This window comes from Occallatibacter sp. (assembly GCF_049582745.1).
GTDB lineage: Bacteria > Acidobacteriota > Terriglobia > Terriglobales > Acidobacteriaceae > Telmatobacter.
The window spans coordinates 24,562-43,937 of record NZ_JBAUUO010000171.1; the positions used below are offsets into that span (position 1 = coordinate 24,562).

At 60.0% G+C, this 19,376-nt stretch carries 16 protein-coding genes; 9 read left to right on the plus strand and 7 right to left on the minus strand.

Annotation, left to right across the window (positions count from 1 at the left end; translation table 11 throughout):
* Positions 1–320: 320 nt before the first annotated feature.
* On the plus strand, positions 321–3,230 hold the full coding sequence (gene uvrA / locus WCA10_RS24260; protein WP_472825126.1) for an excinuclease ABC subunit UvrA: 2,910 nt from the start codon (positions 321–323) through the stop codon (positions 3,228–3,230).
* A gap of 106 nt (positions 3,231–3,336) precedes the next feature.
* Positions 3,337–3,906, plus strand: coding sequence for a DinB family protein (locus WCA10_RS24265; RefSeq protein WP_472825127.1), 570 nt, complete (start codon positions 3,337–3,339; stop codon positions 3,904–3,906).
* 62 nt (positions 3,907–3,968) lie between these two features.
* Here WCA10_RS24265 and WCA10_RS24270 read toward each other — a convergent pair whose 3' ends face one another.
* From WCA10_RS24270 to WCA10_RS24285, 4 genes are all read right to left on the minus strand, one after another.
* Entirely contained in the window at positions 3,969–5,555 is a 1,587-nt protein-coding gene (locus tag WCA10_RS24270) for an aldehyde dehydrogenase (NADP(+)) (RefSeq protein ID WP_472825128.1), read from the minus strand.
* A gap of 67 nt (positions 5,556–5,622) precedes the next feature.
* Positions 5,623–6,456, minus strand: a complete 834-nt coding sequence (locus WCA10_RS24275; RefSeq protein ID WP_472825129.1) for a fumarylacetoacetate hydrolase family protein — start codon at positions 6,454–6,456, stop codon at positions 5,623–5,625.
* A 70-nt stretch (positions 6,457–6,526) separates the two neighbouring features.
* A complete protein-coding gene (locus tag WCA10_RS24280) occupies positions 6,527–7,318 on the minus strand; it encodes an SDR family NAD(P)-dependent oxidoreductase (RefSeq protein WP_472825130.1) in 792 nt (263 codons plus the stop codon).
* Positions 7,315–8,544 (minus strand): extracellular solute-binding protein, encoded by a 1,230-nt coding sequence (locus tag WCA10_RS24285; protein WP_472825131.1) that lies wholly within the window; start codon positions 8,542–8,544, stop codon positions 7,315–7,317. The genes WCA10_RS24280 and WCA10_RS24285 overlap by 4 nt, the downstream gene beginning before the upstream one ends.
* 154 nt (positions 8,545–8,698) lie before the next feature.
* On the opposite strand from WCA10_RS24285, the gene uxaC reads away from it, so the two are divergent.
* A complete protein-coding gene (uxaC, locus tag WCA10_RS24290) occupies positions 8,699–10,147 on the plus strand; it encodes a glucuronate isomerase (RefSeq protein ID WP_472825184.1) in 1,449 nt (482 codons plus the stop codon).
* A 171-nt stretch (positions 10,148–10,318) separates the two neighbouring features.
* Positions 10,319–10,726, plus strand: coding sequence for a hypothetical protein (locus WCA10_RS24295; RefSeq protein WP_472825132.1), 408 nt, complete (start codon positions 10,319–10,321; stop codon positions 10,724–10,726).
* An 18-nt stretch (positions 10,727–10,744) separates the two neighbouring features.
* Here the strand turns inward: WCA10_RS24295 and WCA10_RS24300 are convergent, their stop codons facing one another.
* Entirely contained in the window at positions 10,745–11,407 is a 663-nt protein-coding gene (locus WCA10_RS24300; protein ID WP_472825133.1) for a bifunctional 4-hydroxy-2-oxoglutarate aldolase/2-dehydro-3-deoxy-phosphogluconate aldolase, read from the minus strand.
* Between the two features lie 140 nt (positions 11,408–11,547).
* Positions 11,548–12,645, minus strand: a complete 1,098-nt coding sequence (locus WCA10_RS24305; protein ID WP_472825134.1) for a PfkB family carbohydrate kinase — start codon at positions 12,643–12,645, stop codon at positions 11,548–11,550.
* A gap of 194 nt (positions 12,646–12,839) precedes the next feature.
* Here WCA10_RS24305 and WCA10_RS24310 point away from each other — a divergent pair, with 194 nt between their 5' ends.
* From WCA10_RS24310 to WCA10_RS24330, 5 genes are all read left to right on the plus strand, one after another.
* Positions 12,840–13,616, plus strand: a complete 777-nt coding sequence (locus WCA10_RS24310) for an SDR family NAD(P)-dependent oxidoreductase (protein ID WP_472825135.1) — start codon at positions 12,840–12,842, stop codon at positions 13,614–13,616.
* Between the two features lie 76 nt (positions 13,617–13,692).
* A complete protein-coding gene (gene manD / locus WCA10_RS24315) occupies positions 13,693–14,901 on the plus strand; it encodes a D-mannonate dehydratase ManD (protein WP_472825136.1) in 1,209 nt (402 codons plus the stop codon).
* A gap of 4 nt (positions 14,902–14,905) precedes the next feature.
* Positions 14,906–16,273: an MFS transporter gene (locus WCA10_RS24320; protein WP_472825137.1), complete on the plus strand. Its 1,368-nt coding sequence runs from the start codon at positions 14,906–14,908 to the stop codon at positions 16,271–16,273.
* A 203-nt stretch (positions 16,274–16,476) separates the two neighbouring features.
* A complete protein-coding gene (locus WCA10_RS24325) occupies positions 16,477–17,622 on the plus strand; it encodes a Gfo/Idh/MocA family protein (RefSeq protein ID WP_472825138.1) in 1,146 nt (381 codons plus the stop codon).
* A gap of 29 nt (positions 17,623–17,651) precedes the next feature.
* The gene (locus WCA10_RS24330) at positions 17,652–18,752 is read left to right on the plus strand and encodes a sugar phosphate isomerase/epimerase family protein (protein WP_472825139.1); all 1,101 of its coding nucleotides are present in this window, start codon (positions 17,652–17,654) and stop codon (positions 18,750–18,752) included.
* A gap of 53 nt (positions 18,753–18,805) precedes the next feature.
* On the opposite strand, the gene WCA10_RS24335 is transcribed toward WCA10_RS24330, so the two are convergent.
* Positions 18,806–19,369 (minus strand): Lrp/AsnC family transcriptional regulator, encoded by a 564-nt coding sequence (locus WCA10_RS24335; RefSeq protein ID WP_472825140.1) that lies wholly within the window; start codon positions 19,367–19,369, stop codon positions 18,806–18,808.
* Positions 19,370–19,376 lie beyond the last annotated feature (7 nt).

Sequence of the window (19,376 nt, forward strand, 5' to 3'; positions counted from 1 at the left end):
CCGGTTCTTGCGGTGGCTTCGGTTCACGCGGGATCGGCTTTAGCTGCCTAGGATTCTGCTTCTCTTGTGTGTGCGCGCCCGGCCCGGGATTGAATGAACGTCGGGGATGCTGAAGGGTTTCAGCGTGAGGCGCGCGACCACTTTCCCACTTATTTCAGGCAGATATTACCAGGACACCGATGGGACCCGATCCGCGGGCGTGTGTTCGCGACGATGCGGCCGGCTTGCGCTTTATAATGAAGAATGGCTGGTTGCGCCCTGAGCCTCTCTGAGGCGTCAATGGCGCGGCCGGAATAATTCTTTATCCCGGTGTCTTCCCATTGACTTCATCGAACGACGCGATCGTCATCCGCGGCGCGCGGACCCACAATCTGAAAAACATCTCCTGCGAAATCCCTCACGGGAAGCTGACGGTGGTCAGCGGCGTCTCGGGATCGGGCAAGAGCTCGCTCGCCTTTGACACGATCTATGCCGAGGGACAGCGGCGGTATGTCGAGTCGCTGTCGGCGTACGCGCGGCAGTTTCTGGAGCGGATCGAAAAGCCGGATGTGGACGAGATCGACGGGCTGGCTCCGGCGATTGCAATCAAGCAGAAGAACACGACGCGCAATCCGAGGTCGACGGTTGCGACGGCGACGGAGATCTACGACTATCTGCGGCTGCTGTATGCGCGGTGCGGCGAGGTGCATTGCATCTACTGCGACGGGCTGGTGAAGCGGGAATCGATCGACGAGGTTGCCGAGGCCGTATTGGCGCTGGGGGAAGGAACGCGGTTGAATGCGCTGTTTCCCGTGCGCCATGAAATGCCGGCTGCGGAAGCGGCAAAGCCCGCTAAGCGCGGCGCGAAGGTGAAGGCCGGTGGGAAAGCTGCCGCGGTTGCAGCCGTTCTCGATCCGATGAGCGAAGGGTTGAAGGCGCGGCTCGTGGAGCTGCGTGGTTCGGGTTTCAACCGGCTTTATCAGAACGAACAGATCTATGAATTTTCGACGCCGGAGTCATTGATCGATATCGACTTCACGGCTCCGTTGTTTGTGCTGCTGGACAGGATTATGGTTAGCGCTGACAATCGCGCGCGGATTGTGGACGCGGCGGAGATTGCGTATCGCGAAGCGGGCGAGGTGATCGTTGAAGAGGTACCACGGGACGAAAACGCGGAGCGAAGGCGGCATCGGTTTTCGGGTGAGTATGAATGCACACATTGTCATCGGCCGGGGAAGGAGCCGGAGCCACGGCTGTTCAGTTTTAATAACCCGTTTGGCGCTTGTCCGCGCTGCCAGGGTTTTGGAAACACGGTGGACTACGATTTGAATCTCGTGATTCCCGACAAGGGCTTGAGCCTGAACGATGGCGCGATCGATCCATGGAACCGGCCGAAGTATCGGTCATGGTTTACAGAGATGAAGAAGCAGGCGGCAGCGCTGGGGATTCCGATGGACGTGCCGTGGCGCGAAATGAGCGAAGCGGCGCGGGAGATTGTGCTGCGGGGCAAAGGCGCGTTCGAGGGCGTACATGGATTTTTCGCACAGATGGAGCGGAAGAAGTACAAGCTGCACGTGCGCGTGATGCTGAGCAAGTATCGCGGATATGCGGAGTGCCCGGAGTGCCGCGGGCAGAGGCTGCGGGCAGAGGCGCGCGCGGTACGGATTAACGGGTTGAATATCTGCCAAGCCGCGGCGCTTACGATTGCGAAGGCGAAAGATTTCTTTGCAGTGCTGAAGCTGACGCCGATGCAGGCGGAGATTGCGGGGTCGATCCTGGAAGAGGTGCAGCAGAGGCTGAGCTTTCTGGATGCGGTGGGGCTTGAATACCTCACACTTGACCGGCTGGCTTCAACGTTGTCGGGCGGTGAGGCGCAGCGGATTCAACTGGCGACTTCGCTCGGTTCGCAACTGGTGGGGACGCTGTATGTACTGGATGAGCCTTCGATCGGCCTGCACACGCGGGACACGGCGCGGCTGATTCGCATTCTGAAAAAGCTGCGCGACCTGGGGAACACGATCATCGTGGTGGAACACGACGCGGATGTGCTGCGCGCGGCGGATCATTTGCTGGATCTTGGGCCGGGTGCGGGTGAGTTCGGCGGCAAGCTGCTGGCGGAGGGAGTGCTCGCGGAGATTGAGGCGAATCCGAATTCGCTGACGGGAAAGTATCTTTCCGGAAAGATTTCGATCCCGGTGCCGACGCGGCGGCGTGCGCCGGGGCGGGAGAAGCTGGTGCTGAAAGGCGCGGAGGCGAACAATCTGCACGGGCTGAACGTGGAGATTCCGCTGGGCATGCTGGTGGCGATCACGGGTGTGTCAGGATCGGGAAAATCGACGCTGGTACACCAGGTGCTGTATCGCGCGGTGGCCCGGGCGCTGGGGCAGACGGATGGAGGCGACCCTTCGGGAGTGTTTCGTTCATTGGCGGGTGTGGAGCGATTGAACGATGTTGTCCTCGTTGATCAGACGCCGATCGGACGGACGCCGCGGTCGAATCCGATTACGTATATCAAGGGATTTGACCTGGTGCGCGAGTTATTTGCGTCGCAACCGGATGCGAAAAAGCTGTCGCTGACGCCGGGACATTTTTCATTTAATGTGCCGGGCGGGCGCTGCAACACGTGCGAGGGAGACGGCACGGTGACGGTGGAGATGCAGTTCCTGGCCGATGTGGAATTGCCGTGCGAAGACTGCAACGGAACCCGTTACCAGGCCAAGATTCTCGAGGTTCAGTACAAGGGAAAGAATATACATGAAGTGCTGCAGATGACGGTGAAGGAGGCTCTGCGGTTCTTTGCGGGACAGACGCGGCTGCTGGAGAAGCTGGCGGTGCTGGATGAGATTGGGTTGGGATATTTGCGGCTGGGGCAGTCGGCGACAACACTCTCGGGCGGTGAAGCGCAGCGCGTCAAGCTCGCGGCGCACCTGTCGCAGGTGCGTGCGGCGAATGCGAGTGCCAAGCCATCGCAGGCGAGCCGGGTGCTGTACATCCTGGATGAGCCGACGACGGGATTGCATTTCGACGATGTGTCGAAGCTGCTGACGGCGTTTCGCAAGTTGATTGACGGCGGCGGATCGCTGATCGTGATTGAGCACAATCTCGACGTGATCAAGAGCGCGGACTGGGTGATCGACCTGGGGCCGGAGGGCGGCGAACGCGGAGGACAGATTGTGGCGGAGGGAACTCCGGAAGAAGTCGCCGGCAATCTGCACTCGTACACGGGGGAGTGGCTGGCGAGGGTGTTATGAGTAAGACAGCTTTCAGCTCTCACCTTTAAGCCTTCAGGCCCTGTCTCAGCAGTTTTCGGTAGTTGAGCCGTTCATGATGTGGCATGATCTCACTGGAGGTTTTTCAGTGGATAAGAAGCTGTGTGTTTTCTTTGCGGTAATGGCAATGGCTCCTGCTTGTGTTTCTGCACAGGAGAAGACACAAACGCCGGCAACTCCGCCCGCAAATCCGATTACGTTGAGCGAGAAGGGACTCTATTCGTTTCTGAGCGGTGCCGTGGTCAAGGCCGCCGAGAAGATGCCGGAAGAGAATTACTCGTTCAAACCGACGCCGGAGGTTCGCAGCTTTGGGCACCTGGTTGGCCATGTTGCCGATGCCAACTACATGTTCTGCTCGCAAGCATCGGGTGAGGCGAATCCGATGAAGAACGTTGAGAAGACGAAGACATCGAAGGCCGATCTGGTTGCCGCTGTCAAGGACGCCGTTGCGTATTGCGACAAGGCATTCGACGGAATGACCGATGCCAAGGGCAGCGAGATGGTGAAGCTTTTCGGCTTTAACCTGGCGAAGCTCACGGTGTTCTCGCTGAACACGGCTCACACCGATGAGCACTACGGGAACATGGTGACCTATATGCGGCTCAAGGGGCTTGTGCCGCCGACGAGTGAGAATCCGCCGCCACAAGCGCCGAAGTAGATCGGAATCTTAAGGCACGACGAAGAAAAGCCGGGAACAGCAGTGTTGGTTCACTTTGCTTTCTATTCTCGCTTGCCGTCACGGAGGCGGGAGATGTTTAGCGGGTTTTCGTCCTGGAGTTCGGGTGGGAGCATGGGCTGCGGGAAGTTCTGGAAGCAGACGGGGCGGGCGAAGCGGTAGATGGCGAGGCTGCCGACGGATGTGAAGCGTGGGTCGGACGTCGATGGATACGGCCCGCCGTGGACCATGGCGTGGGTGACTTCGACGCCGGTGGGAAATCCGTTGAAGATGAGGCGGCCGGCTTTCTGTTCGAGAATGTGGATGAGTTCGCGGTTGGCGGCGAGATCCTCTTCGTCGCCGAGGATGGTGGCGGTGAGATGGCCATCGAGGGCGCGGGCGGCCTGGAGATAGTCCTGTGTTGAACCACAGCGGACGATGAGTGTGTCGGGGCCGAAAATTTCGTCGGCCAGGTCGGGCTGGCGTAGAAGCTCGTCGAGCGCAATGGTGAAAAGTTTTGCCTGTGCATGAAAGGGCTCGGTCCCGTTTTCACCTTCCGACAACAAGTGCGCTTCGGCAGTGAGGGAAACCTGATTCGCGCGGGAACCAGTGGCGCGATGGTATTCGCGAGCGATCCCGCCGGTAAGAAGTGTGAACGGGTGGGCCTGCTCGACAAAGGATTTGAGTTCGTCGCGAAACGCCAAACTCTGAGGCGCTTCGGCAACAAAGATGATGCCGGGCTTGGTGCAGAACTGACCTGCTCCGAGAGTGAAAGAACCGAAGAGGCTTTGGGCGAGCGCGGCGGGGCCTTTGCGCAGTGCGCCGGGAAGAATGAAGACAGGGTTGCCGCTCGACATCTCGGTGAAGCAGGGGATGGGATCGGGACGGGCGGCGGCGAGGTCCATGAGGGCGCGGCCGCCGCGAAGTGAGCCGGTAAACGCGACTGCGCGAATGAGGGGATGCTGGACGAGAGCGGAGCCAATGGCGACGCCGGAGTCGAAGAGCATGGAGAAGACGCCGGGATGCAGGTCGCGCGCGATGACTGCTTCGCTGATGATGGCGGCGGCGAGCTCGGAAGTGCCCGGATGCGCGGGGTGGGCTTTAACGATGACGGGGCATCCGGCGGCGAGGGCCGAGGCGGTGTCTCCGCCGCCAACGGAGAAGGCGAGCGGGAAGTTGCTGGCGCCGAAAACGACGACGGGGCCGAGCGGGCGCAGCATGGAGCGGATGTCGGGGCGCGGGAGTGGCTGGCGGTCGGGGAGAGCGGGATCGATGCGGGCCTGGACCCAGGAGCCTTCTTCGACGACCGCGGCGAACATGCGGAGCTGGTTGGCAGTGCGGGTGACTTCGCCGGTGAGGCGCGGAAGGGGCAGCGCGGTTTCAAGATGTGCGCGCTGGGCGAGTTCTTCGCGGTGAGATTCGAAGCCTTCGGCGATGCGGCGCAGGAACGCGGCGCGGGTTGTGCCGGTGGTCTGCGCGTAGCTTGCAAAGGCTTCATGGGCAAGCCGCGCGGCGCGCTCCAATTCCTGGGAGGTAGCGGAGCGAAAGACGGGCTGGATTGGTTCGCCGGTTTGCGGAGCAAAGGCCTGGAAGCTGGAACCGTCGCGTGAGCCACGGTGAGAGCCGATGAAGGAGAGTCCGGTGAGTTCCATAACAAGGCCATTATCCAGGGTCCAGGGTTCAGGTGTCAGGGATCTGCCGGAGACCCAGTGCCAGTGCTTACTGTTCGGCGACGACGGGATTGGTGAGGGAGCCGAGGCCATCGATGGTGACGGTGACGGTTTCGCCGGGTTTGAGCCAGCGTTTGGGATTGCGGCCGAGGCCGACGCCGGGAGGTGTGCCGGTGGAGACGATGTCGCCGGGGAGAAGCGGTGTGATGGAGGAGAGATATTCGATCAGCTCCGGAATTTTGAAAACGAGTTCGCGAGTGTTGGAGTTTTGCAAGGTTTCGCCGTCAATGGAGAGGCTGATCGAGAGGGCGTGAGGGTCGGCGATTTCGTCTGCGGTAACAATGGCAGGACCGAGGGGGCAGAACGTGGGAAAGCACTTGCTCATGGACCATTGCGTGCTGGCGAACTGCACGTCGCGGGCGCTCACGTCGTTGACGATGGTGTAGCCGTAGACGTGATCGCGCCATGCGGAGGCGGGTATGCGATAGCCGCCTTTGCCGATGACGAAGGCGAATTCAGCTTCGTAGTCGGGCTGGGTGGAGTTTTTGGGCAGAACGATGGGTTCGCCGGGGCCGACGATCGCGGTGGGCAGCTTGAAGAAGACGACGGGCGTGGTGGGGATTTCCATGCCGGATTCTTTGGCGTGGTCGCGGTAGTTGAGGCCGATGGCGAAGATGCGGGGGGGATTGGAGAGCGGGGCGTGGAGCCTGACGTCAGCGAGCGAGAGTCTCGATGTTGCCAGCGTGCTGCCTGTTCCGCTCGCGATGACTTCCAGCGTTGACTTGAAGCCGTTTGGGGAGAGGTCGAGAACGGTTTTGGTGTCGTCGAAGAGGATGCCGGGGCGGATGGGGCCGTTGGCGGTCGAGAAAGAAATCAGCTTCATAACAGGGATTCTCCAGACATAGGTTTAGGACAAATGCAGCAGGTCAGCGGATGCTATTGCTCACAGCTTCTCATGCGGCAGTCCAGCCACCGTCGATGTTGAGGAGGGAGCCGGTGATGAAGGCGGCTTCGTCGGAGGCGAGGTAGCGGACCATGGATGCGACTTCTTCAGGCCGGCCGAGACGGCCGATGGGCTGGCGGGCGCGAAGTTCGGCGCGGACTTCTTCCTTGTTGTCCTTGTGGAATTTTTCGAGATAGCCCTCGACGAAGGGTGTTTCTACGGTGCCGGGACAGATGGCGTTGACGCGGAGTGTTTTGGGATATTCGACAGCGAGCTGGCGCGTCATGGCGACGACGGCGCCCTTGGTGGCGCAGTAGGCGAAGCGCTGCTTAATGCCCACGAGGCCGGCGACGGAAGCGATGTTGACGATGGCGCCGACGGGACTGCCGGATTCGCCCGCAGCGAGCAGGAGGGGAAGAAATGCGCGGGTGACGAGGTAGACGGAGCGGACGTTGACGTTGAGCAGCCGGTCGAAATCCTCGGGTTCAGTTTGTTGAATAGAACCTACGTGGCCGATGCCGGCGTTGTTGACGAGGATGTCGAGGGGGCCGACGTGCGAGAGGGCAGAAGCGATGGATTCGGGGCTGGTGACGTCGAGATGGAGCGCACGCGAGGAGCCGAGGGAGTTCGAAAGAGCTGTGGCCGCCGCGAGATTGATGTCGGCGATCCAGACGAAGGCGCCGGCGCGGACGAGCTCTTTTACGGTGGCTTCGCCGATGCCGCTGGCGCCGCCGGTGACGAGGGCGTGACGGCCTTCGAGGCGGAAGGGCTGTGCGGCCGGCGAATCTTTGGAAGGAGTCATTTGAAAAGAATTCCTTTGCTGTCGATCTCGCGCTGTGCTGATTCAAGGATAGCGGCGGAGGGTTCGCTGGTGGTGAGAGCGCGGGAAATGACGTCGTCGATGATGGCGGCAAAGGAGGCCATGGCGGGGCCGGAGGGCAACTGGCGCGCGCCGAGGGAGATGGATTCGATCTCGCGGTAGACGGGGATGCGGGATTGGAGCTGGGGATTGCGCCAGGTGGAGAGGCGTGTGCCGACGGCTCCGTGGCGGGTGATGCCGAGATCGCGCTCGGGTGTAGAGACGAAACGGAGAAATTGCCAGGCGAGTTCTTTGTGCCGGGAGCCGCGGCCCATGGCGAGGGCCCAGAAGACGGTGAGCGAAGAGGGTGCTGCGAAGCCCGCGGTGGGAATGGGAGCGATGGCGACTTTGCCGGCGAGAGGCGAGCCTTCGCGGGCGGCGCGCGCAGCGAAGCCGAACCAGTTGGCCATCATCGCGACGTTGCCAGCGAGGAAGGTATCGCCGGATTGGGTCGAGTCGAGCTGGGGAGAGCGGGGATGACAGAGTTCAGGGTCACGAACGATGCGGCGATAGAATGCAAGAGCCGAAAGCGCGATGGGAGTGGTGAGGAAGGGGCGCCCGGTGGAATCGGTGAGCTCGCCGCCGCGGCTCCAGAGCTGGAGAGCGAAGTCGTAGAGGGTGTTGTGGCCATCAGGAAAAGCTGCGAAGACCGTTCCGTAGCGCCCGGCGGCGTGGTCGGTGAAGAAGCGGGCCGTCTGCTCGAATTCTTCCCACGTGGTGGGTGGTGCGAGGTCGTGGAAGAACTGCGATCGGAACGCGGCGCGCGTATCGGGATTTTCGAAGAGGTCAGTCCGATAAACAAGGCACTCGGGGCCATCGTGCCAGGGGATGGAGCTGAGGTGATCGCCGAAGAGGAGGGACTGAACGAGAGAGTGCGGCCATCCAGAGGGCCAATCGTGCATGGGGATGAGCTGCTGCCAATGATGCAGGTCTTCGAGAGCGCCGGCGGCTTGGGCTTCGGCGAGCCAGTCGGTGACGAGCAGGGCCAGATCGAAGTGGCCGTCGCGGAGGCCGCCGTCGGTGACGGCGGATTTGTACAGCTCGTGAATGCCGACGGAGATGAGTTCTATCTTCGTTCCGGGATGACGGGCTTCGAAGAGGCGGGCCTCTTCAGTGAGGGCGTTTTCGAAGTCAGCGTAGTTGCGGAGGATGATGCGCAGTTGGCTCATGCGGCCTCCAGCAGGAAGGATAGACTTTTGTGGGTTCCCTTACTTGAATGGTCCATGACAAGACGCGACCAGATCAGGCGGCAGCCGCAGTATACCGCTTGCCGCCGCGATGAACGATACTGGAAGGTCGATGTACAAGGAGGATGCAGTGGCGTTGTTGCACGAAGACCGCTTGTTTCCGGCTAATGAGGCTACGAGGGCGATTGCGAGACGGATATATGAGGGAATCGAAGACCTGCCAATTGTGAGTCCGCATGGACATACACAGGCGGGATGGTTTGTGCGGAACGAACCGTTTCCTGATCCGGTGACGCTGCTGGTGCAGCCGGATCATTACATCTTTCGCATGTTGTATAGCCAGGGGATTTCGCTGGACGAACTTGAGATTCCACCCCAGCGACTAAGACCTGTCGCCGGGGACCCCGGTGGTAAGACACCGGTTAAAGATCCGCGCAAGGTTTGGCACATTTTTGCAAGCAACTATCACTTGTTTCGCGGTACTCCTTCGCGGCTGTGGCTGGATTATGTATTTGAGAAGCTGTTCGGATTGACGGAGCGGTTGTCGGCCAAGACGGCGGATATGTATTACGACACAATCGAGTCGAAACTGCGCACGCCGGATTTTTTACCGCGAGCGTTGTACGAGAGATTCGGAATCGAAGTGCTGTCAACCACGGATTCGCCGCTCGATTCGCTCGAGGATCATAAGGCGGTTCGGGAATCGGGATGGAAGGGAAGAATTTTACCGACGTTCCGACCCGATGCGACGGTGGATCCGGCGGTCCCGGGATTTCAAGAGAATGTGGCGGCGCTGGGAAAGTTGACGGGCGAGGATACGGCTTCGTGGAGCGGATATCTGCGGGCGCTTGCGGTGAGACGGCAATACTTCAAATCGATGGGTGCAACGGCGACGGACCATGGGCATCCAACCGCGCGAACAGCCGACCTTAGCGAATCGAAAGCAGAATGGGTTTTCGGCAAGGTTTTAGCGGGCGAGGCCGATGCGGAGCACGAAGAACTGTTCCGCGCGCAGATGCTGACGGAGATGGCGCGGATGAGCCTGGAGGATGGGCTGGTGATGCAGATTCATCCGGGGTCGGTACGCAACCATAATGCGCAGTTGTATGCAAAATATGGACGCGACATGGGCGCGGACATTCCGATGCCGACGGATTATGTGCATGCGCTGAAGCCGTTGCTGGATCGATTTGGAAATGAGCCGGGGTTGTCGATTATTTTGTTCACGCTGGATGAGACGGCATTCGGCAGAGAACTGGCGCCGCTGGCAGGGCATTATCCCTGCCTGCGACTGGGGCCGCCGTGGTGGTTCTTTGACAGCCCGGAGGGGATGAGGCGCTTCCGCGAGCTGGTGACGGAGACTGCGGGCTTCTACAACACGGTGGGTTTCAACGACGACACGCGGGCGTTCTTGTCAATTCCAGCGCGGCACGATGTGGCGCGGAGGTCGGATGCGGCGTTTCTGGCACGGATGGTGGCGGAGCATCTGCTGGACGAAGACGAGGCGGTGGAACTGGCGCAGGAGCTGACGGTGGGGTTGGTGAGGAAGGCGTACAAGCTGGAGGCAGTAAGGAGTAAGGAGTAGGACGATTCCTCTCATCGGGGCACAATGACAGGATTTGGCGAGTTCGTCGCGTCCGAGCGACTCCGATTGAAGGCTGACCCACGAGTTTGGAGGCAAGATTTGCTGCCACCGTTCCGATCCAAGCAGGGAGTCATTATCAACGCGCCTTTGGAAGCTGTGTGGTCGTTCAGTATGGATCTCACGAGGATCCCGGAGTTCCATCCGCGCGTGGTCAAGGTTGATTTCCTTTCTGGCAAGACCATCCGCGAACCAGGCGTGTCATATCAATGTCATCTTGCGGGTGGGAAGCACACGTGTATCGAGAAGGACATCGAGATCATCCCGCTGCAGAAGATCGTCACTGTGTTGCCGCAGGACACATTCGGCATCAGCAAGATTCTCAACGATTACAGAGTGGAAACGACGTTCCAAACGCTTGGGCATCGGTCAACCAAGGTGGAGATCAGCCACTATTACTCGACGGCAACACTGAAAGCCAAGCTCCTCAATTTAATCGCGAAGGGTAAGATTGCTCGCGAGACACAGGCAACACTGAATGCGGCCAAAGCCACCATTGAAGATGCCTGCGGCGCAGGATAGGGGTTGATCAGACCCGTTCTAATGATTCGTATCGGACTTTTCGTGGAGACCGGCGAGGATTTTGAGATAGGCGCGGGCGGTGTCGGTGATGGTTTCGGGGTGGCCGGCGTCGATTGCGGCGAGGTTGACGAGGTCGCTGCCCACACCCAGTGCGCGCGCGCCGGCGCCGATGAAGCTCGCTGCAGTTTCAAGGGTGACGCCGCCCGTGGGAATCAATTTGAGAAACGGGAATGGAGCGAGCAGCGATTTCAGGTAGCTGGCGCCGCCCATCGCGGAGCAGGGGAAGATTTTGACGTAGTCCGCGCCTGCGCGCCATGCGGTGATAACTTCGGTCGGTGTGAGCGCTCCGGGGATGGAGAGCTTGCCGTTTGTTTTTGTGGTGTTGATGACTTCAGTGTGAAGGCTGGGACTGACGACGAACTCGGCGCCCGCGTTGATGGTGGCCTGGGCTTCGGAGGCGCTGGTGACGGTGCCGGAGCCGAGAAGAAGTTTGGAGCCATACTCGTTCTTGAGTTCCTTGAGGAGGTCAATGGCGCCGGGGACGGTCATGGTGACTTCGACGACGGTGACGCCGCCGGCAATCATGGCCTGGACAACGGCGTGAGCCTGCTTCGAATTCTTGGCGCGCAGAACGGGGATCAGGCCGACGCGTTCGATGATTTCTGCAATTGGGTTGGACATCTTCTTCCTCTGGGGTCGTAGGTCCTTCGTTTTGAATTTGCATTATGCGTGACTATAAGTCGTGTCACTTCAAAACTCAAAAACAACAGCAGGTCCTTCGACTCCGCTGCGCTCTGCTCAGGATGACAAATGTTAAGCAACTAGCGGGCGATTCTTGCGCTGCCGCCTTTCATGGCTCGTTCAACTTCGGCGAGGGTTGCCATGCTGGTGTCGCCGGCGGTGGTCATGGCGAGGGCGCCGTGGGCCACGCCGCAGCGAACGGCCCAATCGATAGGTTTGCCGGCAAGGATTCCGTAAATGAGACCGGAGGCGAAACCGTCTCCGCCACCGACTCGATCGAGAATGTCGATTTCCTGTTGCGGCACGTGAACGATTTTGTCCTGACAGAGCGCGATCGCTCCCCATGCGTTGCGGCTGGCCGTGCGCGCAGTGCGGAGAGTGCTGGCGATGAGTTTCAGATTCGGATATGCGGCGGCGACTTCGCGGAGCATTTCTTCATACGCGGGAATGGGCAGGTCGGCGAAGTCCTCGCTGACGCCCTTGACCCCGACACCGAGCGTGGCGGAGAAGTCTTCTTCATTGCCGAGGAGCAGATCGACTTTGCGAACCAGCGCGCGGTTGACCTCCTGGGCCTTGGTTTTGCCTCCGATGGAGCGCCAGAGAGAATCGCGGTAGTTCAAGTCGTAGGAGACGGGGGTTCCGTAACGGTGGGCTGCGTCCATGGCTTCAGAGGCGACGTCGGCGGTGGATGCGGAGAGCGCCGCGAAGATGCCGCCGGTGTGGAACCAGCGCGCGCCGTTGTTGGAACCGAGGATGGAATCCCAATCGAATTCGTCGCGTTTGACCTGGCTGATGGCGGTGTGTCCGCGATCGTTGCAGCCGGCGGCGGCGCGCATGCCGAATCCGCGTTCGGTGAAGTTGAGGCCGTTGCGAACAGTGCGGCCGACGCCGTCGAGGAGGAGCCATTTCACCAGGGAGGTGTCGACGCCGCCCTGTAGGATGCAGTCTTCGACGAGACGGCCGACTGCATTGTCGGCGAGCGCGGTGGCGATGGCGGTGCGGAGGCCGAAGCAACGGCGGAGACCGCGGGCGACGTTGTATTCGCCGCCGCCCTCCCAAACAGCGAAGTGGCGGGTGGTGTGAATGCGGCCCTCGCCGGGGTCGAGGCGGAGCATGACTTCACCGAGACTGAGACAATCCCAGCGCCGGTTCGCATCCGGAAGCAGTAGAGGTTCCATATTCGATCCAATGAAACTGTAACGCATTGGGGCCAGCGGAGAGTCGCGATGTACCGCTGGTGGAGACGCGGCATTGGAGCGGCCCGGATGATGAAGGAGGGCGCGTGATAGATTTTGGGGGTCAGGAAATTGACGGGATAGTGCGCGGGTAAATGGGAAAGTCTGCAAATCCTGACGCTTTGCGAGGGAATTCGATGAGTAAGAGTCTCTTCGATTTGACCGGAAGAGTTGCGGCGGTGACGGGAGGGACAACGGGCATTGGCCACGCGATCGCGCTGGGGTTAGCAGAAGCGGGAGCGGACGTTGTGCCGAGTTCGCGTCGCGCGGAGCAGGTGGATAAGGCAGCGGCGGAGATTGAAGCGCTGGGCAGGCGTTCGCTGCGCGTGACAAGCGATGTGCTGGATCGAAGTTCTCTGGAGAAGCTGCATGATGCGGTGATCAAGGAATTTGGCAAGGTGGACATCCTAGTCAATGCGGCCGGCGTGACCTACAAAGCGCCAACGCTGGAGACTGCGGAAGCAGATTGGTCGCGGGTGATTGAGACGAACCTGACAGGAACGTTGAGGGCTTGCCAGATTTTCGGAAAGACGATGGTAAAGGCGGGTTATGGGCGGATTGTCAACATTGCTTCACTGACGACGTTTGTGGGGTTCTACCAGGTGGCGGCTTACTCAGCATCGAAGGCGGCGGTTGGTTCGCTGACGAAGGTGCTGGCAGTGGAGTTGGCGAAGACGGGCGTGAATGTGAACGCGATTGCGCCGGGAATGTTTCCGACGGATTTGAATGCCAAGCTGATTACCGGGACGCCGCGCGGCGAGGAACTTCACATGCGTGTCCCGATGGGGCGGTTCGGCAAAGCAAGCGAATTGGCCGGGGCTGCCATTTTTCTGGCGTCTGAAGCGGCTTCATACGTGACAGGAGAGATTGTTGCGGTGGATGGCGGGTTCCTGGCCAGCGGAGTGAATCAATGAAGAAAGGGATCAGGGGTCAGGGATCAGGGATCAGTAAGAAACGAGCGAACAGCAGTTCCGGTGAGACGAACCAACGATGAAGATTACGAATGCATACGTCAACATCACTTCGCCGGGGCGGAATTTTGTCACGTTGAAGATTGAGACGGACGAGGGAATTTACGGGCTGGGTGACGGCACGCTGAACGGCCGCGAACTAGCCGTGGCTTCGTATCTAACCGACCATGTGATTCCTTGCATTGTGGGGCGCGACCCGTTTCAGAGTGAGGACATCTGGCAGTATCTGTATCGCGGGGCATATTGGCGGCGCGGCGCGGTAACGATGACGGCGATTGCCGCCGTGGATGTGGCGCTGTGGGATATCAAGGGCAAGGCGCTGAATACTCCGGTATACAACCTGCTGGGTGGCAAGAGCAGGGAAGGCGTGCTGGTGTACGCGCACGTCAACGGCAAAGATGTGGATGCGGCGCTTGAAGATGTGGCGAAGCACAAGGAGCTGGGTTACAAGGCGATCCGCGTGCAGAGCGGGATTCCGGGGCTAGCAAGCACCTACGGCGTGGCAAAGGGGGCGGGGAGATACGAGCCGGCAGAGCGCGGATTACCGCATGAATATGAGTGGTCAAGCGAACTGTATCTGCGGCATGTGCCGAGCTTGTTTGCGCGGGTGCGTGAGGAGTTTGGCGAGGAACTGCACCTGCTGCATGACTGCCATCACCGGCTGACTCCAATCGAAGCGGGGCGACTTGGACGCGAATTGGAACCGTTTCATCTCTTTTGGATGGAGGACCCTACGCCGGCAGAATTACAGGAAGGCTTTAAGGTTATCCGGGAGCATACGACGACGCCGATTGCGGTGGGCGAAGTGTTTAATTCCGTCTGGGATGCGCACGATCTGATTCGCAACCAGTGGATTGACTATCTGCGCATGACGGTGGTGCATGGCGGTGGGATCACGCACCTGAAAAAGACAGCGGACTTTGCAGCGATGTATCACGTGCGGACGGGATTTCACGGAGCGACGGATTTGTCTCCGGTAACGATGGCGGCGGCGCTGCATTTCGACACAGCGATTCACAACTTCGGTATCCAGGAACACATGCCGCACACGGACGAGACGGACGCGGTGTTTCCACATCGCTATGCGTTCAAAGACGGGGTGATGTACCCCGGCGATGTGCCGGGGCTGGGTGTGGATCTGGATGAAAAACTGGCGGCGAAGTATCCGTATCAGCGCGCGTATCTGCCGGTGAACCGGAAACTCGACGGGACTCTTACAGACTGGTAGGGCCATGGCAGACCCGACGAAGCCGGTGGATATGCGAGCAGATGCGACGGACGGCGCGGACGACCCGCCGGCGCTGCGAGGCCGGTGGACGATCTGCGCGATGCTGTTTATGGCGACGACGATCAACTATGTCGATCGTCAGGTGCTGTCGATCCTGAAGCCGATCTTGCACGGCCAGGTGATTCACCTGCAGCCGCTGTTTTCGGGTTGGCCGTCGCTGGAAACCACGATCAATGTCACCGACAGGGAATATGGATACATCCTGGCGGGATTCCAGGTGGCGTATGCGCTGGGAGTCGTGTTCGCCGGGCGACTGGTGGACAGGCTCGGTTGTCGCAGGGGTTATCCGCTGGTGACGGGGCTGTGGAGCCTGGCGGCGATGGCGCACGCACTGGTGCAGTCGGTGATGGGTTTTGGGATTGCGCGGTTCTTTCTGGGGCTGGGAGAGAGCGGGAATTTTCCGGCGGCCATCAAGGCGACGGCTGAGTGGTTTCCGCCTAAGGAGCGAGCGCTTGCGACGGGGATCTTCAACTCGGGTGCGGGCGTGGGTGCGATTGTTGCGCCGCTGGTAGTGCCATGGGTGGCGATACATTTTGGCTGGCGTTCCGCGTTTCTGGTGACTGCATTCTTTTCTGTCGTGTGGATTGTGTGGTGGTCGATTCGCTACCGCAAACCGCAGGAAACCATGGACTGGACGCGGGGTCAGGTGGTGGTGGCCCCATCGGCGGACGTTTTGCCGTGGTGGCATCTGCTTCGCCATCGGCAGGCCTGGGGATTCATGATCGGCAAGTTCCTCACAGATCCGGTGTGGTGGTTCTTCCTGTTCTGGCTACCGCAGTATTTTCACTCGCGGTTTGGGCTCGATCTGACGCACATGGGGCCGCCGCTGGCCACGGTGTATGTAGTCTCGACGATTGGCAGCGTGTGCGGCGGATGGCTGCCGAAGGGCTATATTCGCCTGGGGATGAAGCTGAAGGCTGCGCGCCTTGCAGCGATGCTTACGTGTGCATGCTGTGTTTTGCCGGTTGTGATGGTGGGCAACCTCAGCTCCGAGTGGATTGCAGTGGGGTTGCTTTCGCTGGCTGCGGCGGCGCATCAAGGATGGTCGGCGAATATCTTTACGACGGCGTCGGACATGTTTCCCTCAGAGCACGTGGGGACAGTTGTGAGTTTCGGGCAAGTGGCGGGCGCGCTTGGGGGTGCAATCTTTCAGCCGATCGCGGGCGACGTTCTGCAGCGGGCGCACGAGTTGCACACGCAGTCGGGCTTCGTTCCCCTGTTTATCTACTCGGGCTGCGCATACCTGATTGCGCTTGTGCTGCTGAGAACGCTGGCGCCGGGGTTGAAGCGGGCGGAGCTGGCGGGCAACTGAACAGCCAAATCAGCGGAAAGCTCGGCACTTTCTCATGGCCTTCCGTGACTATCGTCATGATTGAAACGTGAATTCATCGGTATTCGGCATCTGGCGGGCTGTTTGTCGGATATACAGAATAGAGAAAAGATCGCATCTTGACGGGTGATCCCATCGGGCAGAGACTTTTGAAAACAAGATGATCCAGATCATGAGGGATTGAAATGGCCAGGCAGCGAAAACTGCGCATGGGCATGGTAGGCGGCGGCCCCGGCGCCTTCATAGGGCCGGTACATCGGATGGCGGCCGAACTCGACGGCAAGATTGAACTGGTTGCGGGAGCATTTTCGCAATCGGCGGAGCGGTCGCGCCTGGCTGGCGAGTCGTACAAGATCGACCCCGATCGCGCCTATGCGGATTACCGATCGATGCTGGAGGCGGAGCGCAAGCGGGCTGATGCGATCGATTTTGTGGCCATCGTTACGCCGAACCATCTGCATTTGCCGGTTGCGCTTGCTTCGCTCGCGGCGGGGTTCCCGGTGATGAGCGACAAGCCGGCCACGGCGACCTATGAGGAAGCGGTAGAACTCGAGGAAGCGGTCCTGAGGAGTGGGCTGCCCTATGGGCTGACGCACACCTATGCGGGCTATGCGCTGGTGCGCGAGGCGCGGGCGATGTGTGCGGCGGGGCAATTGGGGAGAATTCGCAAGATCGCTGTCGAATATCTGCAGGGGTGGTTGACGAAGCCGATTGAGGCGACGGGGCAGAAGCAGGCGGCGTGGCGGTCCGATCCAGCGCAGAGCGGACTGGGTGGTTGCATCGGCGACATTGGAGTGCACGCGTTTCACCTGACGGAGTATGTGACAGGGTTGAAGGTTGTGGGATTGAATGCATCGCTGCTTTCAGTGGTGGCGGGCCGTAAACTCGATGACGATTGTACGGCGCTGCTGCGGATGGACAATGAGGCGCGGGGTGTTCTGATGGCTTCCCAGATTGCAGCCGGCGAGGGAAACGGGCTGCGCCTGCGCGTCTATGGCGAGAGGGGATCGCTCGACTGGAGACAGGAAGACCCGAATAGGCTCCGCGTGAAATGGCTGGGTGGGCCGGAGGAGATTCGCCATGCGGCGGGCGGCTATTTGAGCGAGGATGCGCGCGCGGTAACGAGGCTGCCCGGCGGACATCCGGAAGGTTACCTGGAGGCGTTTGCGGTACTCTATCGCGAATTTGCCGATGTGCTGATTGCGTGGCAAAAGAGTCGAACGAATGAAACTCCGTCGACGCTGCCGGGGATCGAAGCCGGCGTGCGCGGGATGCGATTTATCGATCGAGCTATCACGAGCAGCAAAAGCGAGAGCTGGGTTGAGTTTTGAAACATGAGAATTGATTTTGGGGGCACGCGATGAAGACGATCAAAGGACCTGGGATATTTCTGGCGCAATTTGCGGATAGCCAGGCGCCGTTCAACTCACTGGAAGGGATGGCACACTGGGCCACGCAGCTTGGATTCGTGGGGGTGCAGATTCCTTCGTGGGATCGGCGTCTCTTCGATTTGAAGCTGGCGGCCGAGAGCCGTGATTATTGCGAGGAAATTCTTGGAATTCTCGACGCGGCCGGTTTGAAGCTGACGGAGCTTTCAACGCATTTGCAGGGACAGTTGGTCGCCTCTAATCCCGCGTACGATGTGCTGCTCGATGGTTTCGCACCGTCAGAATTGGCGGGCAGGCCGAAGGAGCAACAGGCGTGGGCCGTGCAGCAACTGGAGTGGGCTGCGGTGGCAAGCAGCAGGCTGGGACTGACTGCGCATGCAACGTTCTCGGGCGCGCTGGCGTGGCCGTATTTCTATCCATGGCCGCAGCGGCCTGCGGGCTTGATCGAAGATGCGTTTGAGGAGCTGGGGCGCCGCTGGATGCCGATCCTGAATCTTTTTGATGAAGCGGGCGTGGATGTCTGTTACGAGTTGCATCCTGGCGAGGATCTTCACGATGGCGTGACGTTCGAACGATTTCTGAAAGCTGTGAACGGGCACAAACGTGCGAATATTCTTTACGACCCGAGCCACATGATTTTGCAGCAGCTGGATTACCTGGAGTTTCTGGATTTTTACCACGATCGGGTACGCGCGTTTCATGTGAAGGATGCGGAGTTCAGACCGAACGGAAGGTCGGGCGTCTACGGCGGATACCAGGATTGGATCGATCGTGCGGGACGATTCCGCTCGCTGGGCGACGGGCAAATTGACTTTAAAGCAATCTTCAGCAAGATGGCGCAATACGACTATCCAGGCTGGGCGGTGCTGGAGTGGGAGTGCTGCATCAAGCATCCCAAGGCCGGCGCGGCAGAAGGCGCTGCGTTGATCAAGCAGTGGATCATTCGAGTGACGGACAAGGCCTTCGACGATTTCGCCGGATCGGGGGCCGATGCAGAAAAGAATCGCAGGGTCCTGGGATTGGCCAAACCTGCACCGGCGTCAGAAGACGTCCAGAAACCTGCGGAAGGCTGAGCGCGGCCGCTTTTCGGTTCTTTCAGTACAAAACTGTATGAGGTACACGCTGTCTACCGGCGGTGTGTGCGTTTTTTGCTTACGGTGGTGAGTTTGCCGAGGACGGAGTACTTGCGGTGTTCGACCGGAGATGAGAGGACAAGGCTAGTGACGGGATTGCCGTAAGGGAGCAGGGCTTCGATGAGAGCCTCGAGATCGGCGAGACTCGTCGTAGTGACTTTGAGTAGAAAGTCGTCACCGCCTGTCAGGTGGTGGCACTCGCGAACCTCTTCGAGGGTCTGGATGTATTCGAGCAGCCGGTAGTAATTCTGGCCTCCGCAACTCATGCGGATGAAAGCGAGGACATCGAGGCCGAGGGCTTCGCGGTCGATGTCGAGGGTATAGCCGCGCAGGATGCCGGTTTCCTCCATTTGCTTGATGCGTTCCGCGGTCGCAGTGGGGGAGAGGCCGATGCGGCGGCCCAGTTCGGCCAGGCTGAGGCGCGCATTCGCCTGGAGTTCATGGAGCAGCTTTCGTCCATAGATGTCGAGTAAAGCCGTGGAATCCATTGCCATAATGAACCATGATAGTTGGAAAGCGCGGTGTTTGGCGTAAACGGCGGTGAATTGGTCTGTCATTCACCTG